Here is an 11,783-nt window from a genome sequence, read left to right on the forward strand (position 1 = left end):
AGCTTAACATTATTTTTTTAATCGCACAAAAGTAAGCTTTTAAACCAAGTTTAAAAAGTGAATCGTGCAATGGCCGCTGTTTTAACAATAATTTATGGTTGACAACAAAGACTTTACGCTAAAAATCGTCGTATTTTTGTTAACTATTTAATATAAAAGCTCTAAAATGCTATCGTTTTTTAAAGATTATAAAGTGTTTGCCATCGTTTTCGGTGTCATTTCAATAATAATAATTTCTATTATTTATAACACGTTAAATGTTTACCAACCCTTACCTATTTATCAACCTACCATGGTAAGTACAGAACTTGTTGATAGCACCATACAACATAAAAAAAAATATCATAAAATAGCCAATTTTAGTTTAACTAACCAAAACGGCAAAACCATTACACAAGACGATTATAAAAATAAAATTTACGTTGCCGATTTCTTTTTTACAACCTGCCAAACCATTTGCCCTATAATGACTACCAATATGGCAGAAATTCAAAAAGAAATTTTAAACGATGATGACGTTATGCTCCTCTCCCATTCCGTAACTCCAGAAATTGATACTGTTGCCCAATTAAAACGTTATGCCATTAAAAAAGGGGTAAATGATAAAAAATGGAATTTAGTTACTGGCGATAAAAAAGAAATTTATGAACTGGCTAGAAAAAGCTATTTGGCCGTAAAAGACCAAGGCGATGGCGGCTCTTTTGACATGATACACACCGAAAACTTCATGCTTATTGATAAAAACCGTCAAATACGAGGTTTTTATGATGGTACAAATACAGAAGATATTAGGCGCTTGCTCAATGATATTTCAATATTGAAAGAAGCTTATAATAACTAAGAAAAAAAAAGCTCCTTATAAAATAAAGGAGCTTTTAGTTTTTAAAGTTATATTTAAATTATTTGAAACGTCTTTTTGCATTCCAAACTATTGAACTCGCGTTGCTAAATTTTTTAGTTTTTGTTCCTACTTTACTCTCTACTACAATTCTGTTACTTGTTTTCATAATGTATTAATTTACATGGGGTTTATTCCGACCGCAAAACTAACTCCTTAATAATCAACAAGAAACAACACACTTGATACATTTATATGCTAAATTACCTTAAAACCACCCAAAAACACCCAATACCTGATAATTTAATCGTTTTTCAATAAATAGACGCAGAGTAAATTACCATGAAGGGTTACTTTTTATGCATCTATCAATGCATAAATTCAGAATCTTTAATTTACTGTTTTGAGTATTATTCTGACTAATCGCAAACAATTGTTAAATAAATATTTATTTTAAACTCTAAACTTTTCCCTTTTAAACTTTTACATTACTTTTGATTCTTTAAAATCAATCTAAATAAGCTTGCAAGATACTTTAGCACATTTAAAACGTGGGGAACGCGCTATTATTATCGATGTTTCATCCATTCACATTCCTTTAAAACTACTCGAAATGGGCTGTTTACCAGGTAATGCAGTAGAGTTAGTTCAAGTTGCACCATTCCAAGACCCTATGTATTTAAATATAAACGGGTCGCATTTAGCTATTAGAAAAGAAACCGCTTCCCATATTTTAATTGAAAAAGTGACACATGAGTAAACAAATAAATGTCGCACTAATTGGTAATCCTAACACTGGCAAAACATCAGTTTTCAATGCTTTAACAGGCCTAAACCAAAAGGTTGGAAATTATCCGGGTATTACCGTTGAAAAAAAACAGGGTATTTGCAAACTACCACGCGGAGTAAAAGCACATATAATTGATTTACCTGGTACTTACAGCTTAAATGCATCATCACTTGATGAAAATGTCGTAATCGAACTTTTACTCAATAAAAACGACAAAGATTTCCCAGATATTGCTGTTGTTGTTACTGATGTTGAAAACTTAAAACGAAATCTTTTACTATTTACTCAAATTAAAGATTTACAGATTCCTACGCTACTGGTTATTAATATGGCCGACCGTATGACACGTAAGGGCATCTCATTAGATATCGATTATTTAGAAGCTAAACTAAACACCAAAATAGCATTAGTTAGTACCAGAAAAAAAACAGGTATAGATACCTTAAAACAACTTATTTCAAATTACAAGGACATTTCTATCAAGCCATGTTTAGACATGTCTATTATTGACCCTGCTTACTTTGATGATTTAAAAAAAACATTCCCAAACCAATTAATTTATAAACTGTGGCTCGTTATTACCCAAGATGTAAATTTTGGTACCATTACTAGAAAAGAGTTTAAAACCGTAGAAGACTTTAAAACCAAACAAAAAGGCGATTTAAAACGACTTCAACAAAAAGAAACCATTAAGCGTTACCAATTCATTAATGAGATCCTTAAAAAAGGAAAAACTGTCGATTTATCGCAAGCCAAAGATTTACGAACTAAATTTGACCGCGTTTTAACTCACAAAATATGGGGCTATGTTATTTTTAGCGCCATTTTACTCCTTATTTTTCAGGCAATTTACGACTGGTCTGGTATTCCAATGGATTTTATCGACGAATCGTTTTCATCACTTAGCGAATGGGTAAAAACCATATTACCTGAAGGGGCTTTTACCAGTTTACTAGCCGAAGGAATTATTCCTGGTTTAGGTGGCATCGTTATTTTTATTCCGCAAATTGCATTTCTATTTTTATTTATGGCTATTCTAGAAGAAACTGGATACATGAGTCGTGTCGTATTTTTAATGGACAGAATAATGCGTCGCTTTGGACTAAGCGGAAAAAGTGTAGTCCCATTAATTTCAGGAACAGCATGTGCTATTCCTGCTATTATGGCAACCCGTAATATAGAAAGTTGGAAGGAGCGTTTAATCACTATTTTAGTAACACCATTTACAACCTGTGCTGCACGTTTGCCAGTATACCTAATAATTATTGCTTTGGTAATACCCGAAGGAAGAATTTTAGGTCTAAGCTATCAGGCTTTAACCTTAATGCTACTTTACCTTATTGGATTTGGAACAGCCATCATTTCGGCATATATTTTAAATAAAGTATTAAAAATAAAAGGTAAAACATTTTTTGTAATCGAAATGCCTAATTACAAATTACCACTCTTTAAAAACGTGGCAATTACCGTGGTCGAAAAAACAAAAGCTTTCATATTTGGTGCCGGTAAAATAATCTTAGCCATTTCTATTGTACTGTGGTTTTTAGCATCATACGGACCAGGAGATCAATTCAACAAAGCAGAAGAAATAATAAACACCAATTTTGCTTCCCAAAATTTATCTTCGGAAGACATTCAACACAAAATAGCATCACACAAACTCGAGCATTCCTTTATAGGTATTGCAGGTCACGCTATTGAACCAGCCATAAGACCTTTAGGTTACGACTGGAAAATTGGCATTGCTTTAATAAGTAGCTTTGCGGCGCGCGAGGTTTTTGTAGGCACTTTAGCCACTATTTATAGTGTTGGAAGCGATGAAGAAGAAACTATTAAAAACCGAATGGCAGGCGAGGTAAACCCTGTTTTAGGCGGACCTCTATTTACATTAGCATCAGGCATATCACTTTTATTATTTTATGCCTTCGCCATGCAATGCATGAGCACCTTAGCTATTGTAAAAAAGGAAACCAATAGCTGGAAATGGCCTGTTTTACAACTTGTTATAATGAGCACCTTTGCTTATATTGTTGCTTTAATTGCCTTTCAATTTTTGAAATGAAATTAGATTAATTTCGACTTAAACCTTATGAACGATATTATTCAAAACATATTAGTTTTTTCTGCCATAGTTATGGCTATAGCTTTTCTAGTTAAAAAATTCTTCTGGAAAAAATCGAAACCTAAAAAAACTTGTGGTGGAGACGATGGCTGTGGCTGCCATTAAGCACCAATATATTTTAAACAAAATACATTTCCTGTCGTCCTAATTACTCTTTTTATTGTTTCTTTATGTTTTATCAAACAAACTTAAACAACCAATGAGAAAACCACTTTTACTTACATTAATTGCATCCGTATTATTTTCAGCAAACACCATAGCTCAAAAAAAAGGAAAAACAATCTCTTTATTTGATGAGGATTTGAGCCTTTTCGAGAAATGGAATGGCGTTCCTCACACAACAATTCAAGGATTACCCGAAGGCACTTACCAATCTGATAATGTTCATAAAGGAACAGCTCTAGGATTAAATAACGATTTAAAAAATGTTTTCACAATTATTAAAGAAAACAACGAACCTGTATTAAAAATTACAGGCGAAGTTTATGGCGGCCTAACGACTAAAGCATCATACAAAAACTATCACTTAAGTATTATGTTTAAGTGGGGCGATAAAAAATGGGAACCAAGACTAGCAGATCTTAGAGACTCTGGTATTCTATACCATGCCCATGGCGAACATGGAAGTTTTTGGAATACCTGGAAAGCGAGTTTAGAATATCAAGTCCAAGAAACCGACTTAGGCGATTTTATTCCCCTTGGCGGCACAACAGGAAAACCTCAAGTTGAAATTAGAGGTACTCAAGCTACACCTAGAAATAAATACAACCCTAATTCTGACGTATATTTAGAAAAAATAGGCTACACAAGCGCTTCTAAAGAACCAGACGCTCCTCATGGCGAATGGAACCATTTAGAAATTTACGTAGTTGGTAACGATGCGGTTCACTTAGTAAACGGCGAAGTGGTTATGGTTGTTGAAAATGCCAAGAAAAAAGATGGTAGCATGCTTAACGAAGGACAAATTCAATTACAATCTGAAGCAGCCGAATGTTACTACAAACAATTCACTTTAACAGGCATTAAAAAGTTTCCAAGATTTATTAAAAAGCAAGTCCTGTTTAAAAAAGACTAAATATTTCTAACGTTCTAGACTTAACAAAAATCCTCATTTTATAAATTTAAATGAGGATTTTTGCATTTTTTAGTTACATTTGTAAAATATTTAAGCTTACTTAAATATTTTTTAAAGCAAACACAAATGTCTGTAGCAATAGAAAACTTTATAAAAGCCATTTACAAAAATGGTAAAAGCGATAATAGCGATACTAAACCGGGTAATATCGCAAAAGAATTAGGCATATCTAATGCCGCGGCAACCGATATGGCTAAAAAACTAGCCATTAAAGACCTCATTAATTACGAAAAATACCAAGAGCTAAAACTTACAGATAAAGGCAACAAAATGGCTTTAAATGTGGTTAGAAAACACCGATTATGGGAAGCTTTATTATTCAAGCTTTTTGATATGTCCTTGCATGATATTCATCGGGAAGCCGAATTATTAGAACACCAAACCTCCGATTTGTTAGCAAACAAAATAAGCGAGTATTTAGGCAACCCAAAGTTCGATCCCCACGGCGACCCAATACCTAACGCCAATGGAGAAATCACAACAACCGATACCTCCATCTCATTATCAAACACTAAAGAAGGAAAACAATATGTCATTTCACGATTAATGAGTGACAACAAAGAATTCTTCGATTTTTGCTCCCAACATGGATTAAAATACGGTAATACGGTTTTGGTTTCAAAGCAATTCAGCACCAATAAAATGACTCAAATTTCAATAAACAATAACACCATTCTTTTAAATGAAGATTTCACATCAATTATATACGTCAATGAACAGGATTAAATTAATAGTAACCATTTTAAGCATTTCAACTTTTTCAGCATTTTCACAAGAAAATGAAACTAATACAAATGCCTTAGTAACCGATAGGCCAGATGCTACCGAAGCCTCCTCAACTGTAGGCAAAGATGTTTTACAACTTGAAACTGGAGGCTTTTACGACTCTTTTGAAATCAACAATGTAAAATCTGAAAACTATACGCTTAATACCACGCTAGTACGTTACGGTATTTTGGATAATGTAGAACTCCGTTTAGGGTGGGATTTTGTTGAAGGCACAACCAAAATAAATAACACCAAGCTAGATAACGTTACCAGCGGATTATCCCCTTTACTATTAGGATTAAAAATTGATATAGCCGAAGAAAACGGTACCATGCCAGAAATAGCTTTAATAGGACATGTATTTCCTGTATTTAGCGCCTCTGCAGATTACAGACCCGAATACACAGGTGTCGATTTCAGACTATCCTTATCTCACACTTTAAGCGAAAAATCAAGTTTAGGGTACAATATTGGTGCCCAATGGGGAGACGATAACGCCGAAGCGTCCGCCATTTACACCATAGCTTATGGATACAGCATTTCCAATACATTCGGAATGTATGCAGAGCTTTACGGCGACCTTCCAGAAGATAGTAAGGCAAATCATTATTGGGATGCCGGCCTCACCTATTTAGTGTCCAACGATTTACAATTAGATACCTATTTTGGAACAAGCATTACAGAAGGTCAAGACTTTTTATTAGGATTAGGTTTAAGCTACAGAATAAGAAAAATATAAAAGAAAAACATGAAAAAAACAATACTTATACTCGTTACAACATTTATTATATTAGGTTGTAAAAACGAAAAACAATCCAACGGAAAACTCAATATCGTCACCACCACCTCCATGATAACCGATTTGGTTAAAAATATAGGGGGCGAGCACATTAACCTACAAGGTTTAATGGGTAGCGGCGTAGACCCGCATTTATACAAGGCTAGCGAAGGCGATGTAACCAAACTTGCAAGTGCCGATATAATATTTTATAACGGACTACATTTAGAAGGTAAATTGGTTGAAGTTTTCGAGAAAATGAAAAGTAAAAAAACAATTGCCCTTGGTGACAACCTTGACAAAAGCACCTTAATTGGGTCCGATTATTTTGCCTCAAATTATGATCCCCATATTTGGTTTAATGTTGATTATTGGATAGAATCTACCCAATATGTTGCCAAAATTTTATCTGAAGCTATTCCAGACAAAAAACCAATATTTACAACAAATAGCGAAGTTTATATTAAAAAACTTAAAAACTTAAAAACAAAATTATCTAGCACCATCGAAACCCTTCCAAAAGAAGCTAGAATATTAGTAACAGCACACGATGCATTTAACTATTTCGGTAAAGCTTTTAATTTTGAGGTTGTTGGTTTACAAGGCATATCAACAGCAACCGAAGCCGGGGTTCAAGACGTTCAAAAATTATCAGCATTTATTATAGAAAATAACGTAAAAGCCATTTTTATAGAAAGTTCGGTACCAAAACGGACTATCGAGGCTTTACAAGCAGCTGTAAACTCTAAAGGTCACCATGTTATTATAGGTGGTTCTTTATATTCTGATGCCTTAGGAAATTCTGGAACCGCAGAAGGTACATACATTGGCATGTTCGAGTATAATGTAAACACCATTGTTAACGCACTTAAATAAAAGCTTAAGCCTCAGTATAAGTTTATTATAATTACTTTTATAAACACAAAACATTAAATTTATACGAAGCTATTTCCTGCTATCCGCTGTATCTTTTTTGTGCTTAATTAATTATATATCTCATCATATAAATAAATTATTTAATATTGAGGTATTAAAATTAACTATGTAAGTACACAAAAAAGGATGCCGCTTCAATCAGGGCTAAAAAACATTATTATGAGTAAAAAAACAGCGGTAAAGGTAGACGATTTAACCGTCGCCTACAACTACAAACCTGTACTTTGGGATATCGATTTAGAAATTCCCGAAGGCGTACTTATGGCTATTGTTGGTCCAAACGGTGCAGGAAAATCAACTTTAATTAAATCTATTTTAGGTATTTTAAAACCCATAGCAGGAAGCGTCGAAATTTTTGGCAAGCCCTACGAAAAACAACGCCATATTGTAGCCTACGTGCCACAAAAAGGAAGTGTAGATTGGGATTTCCCTACAACAGCCTTAGATGTAGTAACTATGGGAACTTATGGAAATTTAGGCTGGATAAAACGTCCAGGACAAAAAGAAAAAAAATCAGCTTTAGAAGCGCTGGAAAAAGTAGGCATGTTATCCTTTAAAAACCGACAAATCAGTCAACTTTCAGGCGGGCAACAGCAACGTATATTCTTAGCACGAGCCTTAGTACAAAACGCCTCAATTTATTTTATGGACGAACCCTTTCAAGGTGTCGATGCCACAACCGAAATAGCCATCATCAATATTTTAAAAGAATTACGAAAAGCCGGAAAAACAGTAATCGTAGTCCACCACGATTTACAAACCGTGCCGGAGTATTTCGATTGGGTAACCTTTTTAAACGTAAAAAAAATAGCCACAGGACCTGTTAAAGATATTTTTAACGACGATAACTTAACAAAAACCTATGGCATAAATTATAAAGTAAGTATACAGGAGTAAAAAAGTAAGCGGTGAGCAGTCTCAGTAAACAGTACTTACTCGATTGAATAAAAACAAAAATAGCAACTAATTCCTTTCCTAAAATAGGAAAGAGAAATTCAATTTCCCAAGAAATTGAAAGTCGGAAAGGTAAATTATTAAAAAAGCGAATAAAGGAAACCCTGCCTGCCTTCGCAAAAATTATGGATATAACAGAATACATAAAACTAGTTTTTACAGACTACACACTAAGAACAATTACCTTAGGCACCGCCATTTTGGGAGCTGTTACAGGTATGTTAGGTAGTTTTGCAGTACTGCGTAAACAAAGTCTTTTAGGCGATGCTATTTCTCATGCAGCCTTACCAGGTATCGCCATTGCCTTTTTAATTACAGGCGCAAAAGATAGTAATGTGCTATTATTAGGCGCATTAGTAAGCGGACTTATTGGTACATTCTGGATAAGAGGCATAATCAGTAAAACGCATTTAAAATCAGATACCGCCCTAGGCTTAATTCTTTCGCTCTTTTTCGGGTTTGGCATGCTTTTACTCACCTTCATTCAAAAACAACCTAATGCAAACCAAGCAGGATTAGACAAATATTTATTTGGTCAAGCAGCCACTTTAGTGGAAAGCGATGTTTGGATGATGGCCATCGTTACTGGTGCTTGCTTGTTTGTTTTATTATTGTTTTGGAAAGAGTTTAAAATCTTACTTTTCGATGCCGATTACACCAAAACTCTTGGCTTTAACACCAAATTTATCGACATATTAATAACCACGTTTATAGTATTAGCTATTGTTTTAGGACTGCAAACTGTAGGTGTTGTATTAATGAGTGCCATGTTGCTCGCCCCTGCTGCTGCTGCAAGACAATGGACAAACAGCTTAAGCGTTATGGTTTTTCTAGCCGCCATTTTTGGTGCATTTTCAGGCGTTTTCGGAACCGCTATTAGCGCCAGCCAAAACAACCTATCCACAGGACCTGTAATTGTAATTGTAGCCGGCGTTTTTGTTTTGGTTTCCTTTATATTTTCTCCTAGTCGTGGTTTATTATTCAAACAAATACGTTTTATAAAAAACCGTCGCGATTTACAATTGCAAAAAACACTATCATTCATGTTTCATATCGCAGAAACACATGAAAACATTTCACATCCACACACTATTAAAATTTTAAATAATTTTCAAGGTTACACAAAAGGAACCTTGCAAAAATTAGTAGAAAAAAACTATGTAAAGATAGAAGGTACCATGTGGAGCTTAACCGAGGAAGGCTTTAAAACAGCATCCAATTTGTATAACCAACAAACCAATACCAATGAGTAATGCGCAAATAGAAATACAGCTTATTGCTAGTTTGGTTGCCATTGCCTGTGCCATACCAGGAACCTTTTTAGTATTACGAAAAATGGCTATGATTAGCGATGCTATTAGTCATTCCATTTTACCAGGTATTGTCATTGGATTTTTTATCACTCAAGATTTAAATTCACCTTTACTTATTTTACTTGCAGCCTTAACGGGAATTATTACCGTTGTTTTGGTTGAATACATTCAAAAAACAGGCTTGGTAAAAGAAGATACCGCTATTGGTTTAGTGTTTCCTATACTGTTTAGTATTGGTGTTATTATGATTGCCAAAAACGCCAACGATGTGCATTTAGATGTCGACGCCGTTTTATTAGGCGAACTTGCTTTTGCCCCTTTCGACAGACTTTCTATTGGTGGATCGGATGTTGGCCCTAAATCCCTTTGGATTATTGGAAGCATTCTAATTATAACCATTGGATTGCTATTGGCCTTTTTTAAAGAATTAAAAGTAAGCACCTTTGATGCTGGGTTATCAGCGGCATTAGGGTTTTCGCCAGCCATTATACATTATGGATTAATGACTGTATCATCAGTTACCACAGTGGGCGCTTTCGATGCCGTTGGTGCCATTTTAGTAGTCGCTTTAATGATTGCTCCCGCTGCAACAGCATATTTACTAACTAACGAATTAAAACGCATGCTTATCTACGCCATCTGTTTTGGAGTATTTAGTGCCCTTGCAGGATATTGGTTAGCACATGCGCTCGATGCATCCATTGCAGGCTCCATAACCACAATGTTAGGGTTACTATTTTTGGTTGTGTATTTATTTGCGCCAAGAAAAGGTATTATTGCGGTTATGTATCGCGAAAAGCAGCAACGTACCGAAGTCTCTTTATTGACCTTCCTACTCCATTTAAAAAACCATACCGAAGAGCGCGAACGCCATGTTAATCATCTTAACGAACATATAAATTGGCAAAAAGTACGTTCTAAAACCGTTTTAGATTTAGCACTAAAAAATAACATGATTCAGTTTGATAAAAACATTGTTTCCTTAACCAAAAAAGGCGAACAATTCACCTCTCAAGCTATCGATTATATTATTACAAATCAAGACAATAAGATTGAACACATGAAAGATGATTTCTTCTTGTTTAGAGGCTAATATTAATAAAAATGATACATACTACACCAAAACTTATTTGTTCTATTTTTAGCCTTATGCTTCTTTTTATAGGCTGTAAAAACCCTAACAAAAACATTCCTTTTGAATTGAAAGAAGGCGATTTACTTTTTCAAGACACGGGAACAGACGATATTGATAATGCCATAAAATCAGTTACGGCAACGGCATTTTCAAAGAATTATTCCCATATTGGAATGGCAATGCAAACAAAAGGGATTTGGTTTGTTATAGAAGCCATTCCTGAAAAAGGTATTACTAAAACACCCTTACAAGATTTCTTAAATCGAAACAAAAACAACCAAAACAAATCTCGAACTACAGTGGCTAGATTGGATGAAAATTATCAGAAACATATTCCTAAAGCCATTGAATACGGTATAAAACGCCTCAACATACCCTATGATAAGGTTTTTTTATGGGACGACAATAGCTACTATTGCTCTGAATTGGTTTATAAAATGTTTTCTTATCAAGATTTAAAAAATATCCCAATGCCTTTTAAGAATCAACCTATGACTTTTAAGGATAGCACAGGTAACACCTCGGCTAGTTGGACTGCATATTACAAACAACTTAACCAACCTATCCCTGAAGGCGACATAGGCACAAACCCTAATCTTATGGCTGGAAGTCCACATTTAGATTTTATTTATGATTACACCAAATAGATAATCATGGCACAGCACAACGAACTCGGTAAAAAAGGCGAACAATTAGCAGTAGATTTTCTTCTGAAAAACAACTATGACATTATTGAGCGCAACTACCGTTTTGATAAGGCTGAAGTGGATATTATTGCTCAAAAAAAAGATATTCTAGCTATTATTGAAGTAAAAACACGCTCGACTACCGATTTTGGCAATCCACAAGATTTTGTAAAGCCCAAACAAATTCAACGCTTAGTAAAGGCAGTTGACGAATATGTTACCGCAAACAATTTAGATGTTGAAGTACGATTTGACATTATTGCCATTGTAAAAAAAGGTAAAGGTTTTAATATTGAGCATTTAGAAAATGCTTTTTATCATTTTTAAT

The 11,783-nt window shown here is 34.4% G+C and carries 13 protein-coding genes; all 13 read left to right on the plus strand.

Annotation, left to right across the window (positions count from 1 at the left end; genetic code table 11):
- Positions 1 to 166 precede the first annotated feature (166 nt).
- The 13 genes from ABJM36_RS06395 to ABJM36_RS06455 all read left to right on the plus strand — a co-directional run bounded on the left by ABJM36_RS06395 (position 167) and on the right by ABJM36_RS06455 (position 11,782).
- On the plus strand, positions 167 to 841 hold the full coding sequence (locus ABJM36_RS06395; RefSeq protein WP_348450354.1) for an SCO family protein: 675 nt from the start codon (positions 167 to 169) through the stop codon (positions 839 to 841).
- 520 nt (positions 842 to 1,361) lie between these two features.
- Positions 1,362 to 1,598, plus strand: coding sequence for a FeoA family protein (locus tag ABJM36_RS06400; protein ID WP_348450356.1), 237 nt, complete (start codon positions 1,362 to 1,364; stop codon positions 1,596 to 1,598).
- The gene (gene feoB, locus ABJM36_RS06405; RefSeq protein ID WP_348450358.1) at positions 1,591 to 3,690 is read left to right on the plus strand and encodes a ferrous iron transport protein B; all 2,100 of its coding nucleotides are present in this window, start codon (positions 1,591 to 1,593) and stop codon (positions 3,688 to 3,690) included. The genes ABJM36_RS06400 and feoB overlap by 8 nt, the downstream gene beginning before the upstream one ends.
- A 27-nt stretch (positions 3,691 to 3,717) precedes the next feature.
- Positions 3,718 to 3,855 carry a FeoB-associated Cys-rich membrane protein gene (locus tag ABJM36_RS06410; RefSeq protein ID WP_348450360.1) on the plus strand — a complete coding sequence of 46 codons (138 nt, stop codon included), beginning with the start codon at positions 3,718 to 3,720 and terminating at the stop codon, positions 3,853 to 3,855.
- A gap of 94 nt (positions 3,856 to 3,949) precedes the next feature.
- Positions 3,950 to 4,825 (plus strand): DUF1080 domain-containing protein, encoded by an 876-nt coding sequence (locus ABJM36_RS06415; RefSeq protein ID WP_348450362.1) that lies wholly within the window; start codon positions 3,950 to 3,952, stop codon positions 4,823 to 4,825.
- Between the two features lie 126 nt (positions 4,826 to 4,951).
- The gene (locus ABJM36_RS06420) at positions 4,952 to 5,611 is read left to right on the plus strand and encodes a metal-dependent transcriptional regulator (RefSeq protein WP_348450364.1); all 660 of its coding nucleotides are present in this window, start codon (positions 4,952 to 4,954) and stop codon (positions 5,609 to 5,611) included.
- Positions 5,598 to 6,392, plus strand: coding sequence for a transporter (locus ABJM36_RS06425; protein ID WP_348450366.1), 795 nt, complete (start codon positions 5,598 to 5,600; stop codon positions 6,390 to 6,392). The genes ABJM36_RS06420 and ABJM36_RS06425 overlap by 14 nt, the downstream gene beginning before the upstream one ends.
- A gap of 9 nt (positions 6,393 to 6,401) precedes the next feature.
- The gene (locus ABJM36_RS06430; protein WP_348450368.1) at positions 6,402 to 7,307 is read left to right on the plus strand and encodes a zinc ABC transporter substrate-binding protein; all 906 of its coding nucleotides are present in this window, start codon (positions 6,402 to 6,404) and stop codon (positions 7,305 to 7,307) included.
- Between the two features lie 219 nt (positions 7,308 to 7,526).
- Positions 7,527 to 8,264 carry a metal ABC transporter ATP-binding protein gene (locus ABJM36_RS06435; protein ID WP_348450370.1) on the plus strand — a complete coding sequence of 246 codons (738 nt, stop codon included), beginning with the start codon at positions 7,527 to 7,529 and terminating at the stop codon, positions 8,262 to 8,264.
- Between the two features lie 182 nt (positions 8,265 to 8,446).
- Positions 8,447 to 9,574: a metal ABC transporter permease gene (locus tag ABJM36_RS06440; protein ID WP_348450372.1), complete on the plus strand. Its 1,128-nt coding sequence runs from the start codon at positions 8,447 to 8,449 to the stop codon at positions 9,572 to 9,574.
- Positions 9,567 to 10,727: a metal ABC transporter permease gene (locus ABJM36_RS06445; RefSeq protein ID WP_348450374.1), complete on the plus strand. Its 1,161-nt coding sequence runs from the start codon at positions 9,567 to 9,569 to the stop codon at positions 10,725 to 10,727. Before ABJM36_RS06440 ends, ABJM36_RS06445 begins: the two co-directional genes overlap by 8 nt.
- 11 nt (positions 10,728 to 10,738) lie before the next feature.
- Positions 10,739 to 11,416 carry a YiiX/YebB-like N1pC/P60 family cysteine hydrolase gene (locus ABJM36_RS06450; protein ID WP_348450376.1) on the plus strand — a complete coding sequence of 226 codons (678 nt, stop codon included), beginning with the start codon at positions 10,739 to 10,741 and terminating at the stop codon, positions 11,414 to 11,416.
- Positions 11,417 to 11,422: 6 nt separating this feature from the next.
- Positions 11,423 to 11,782, plus strand: coding sequence for a YraN family protein (locus ABJM36_RS06455; protein WP_348450378.1), 360 nt, complete (start codon positions 11,423 to 11,425; stop codon positions 11,780 to 11,782).
- Position 11,783 lies beyond the last annotated feature (1 nt).

The sequence above is a fragment of the Algibacter sp. genome (genome assembly GCF_039977455.1).
Lineage (GTDB): Bacteria > Bacteroidota > Bacteroidia > Flavobacteriales > Flavobacteriaceae > Algibacter_B.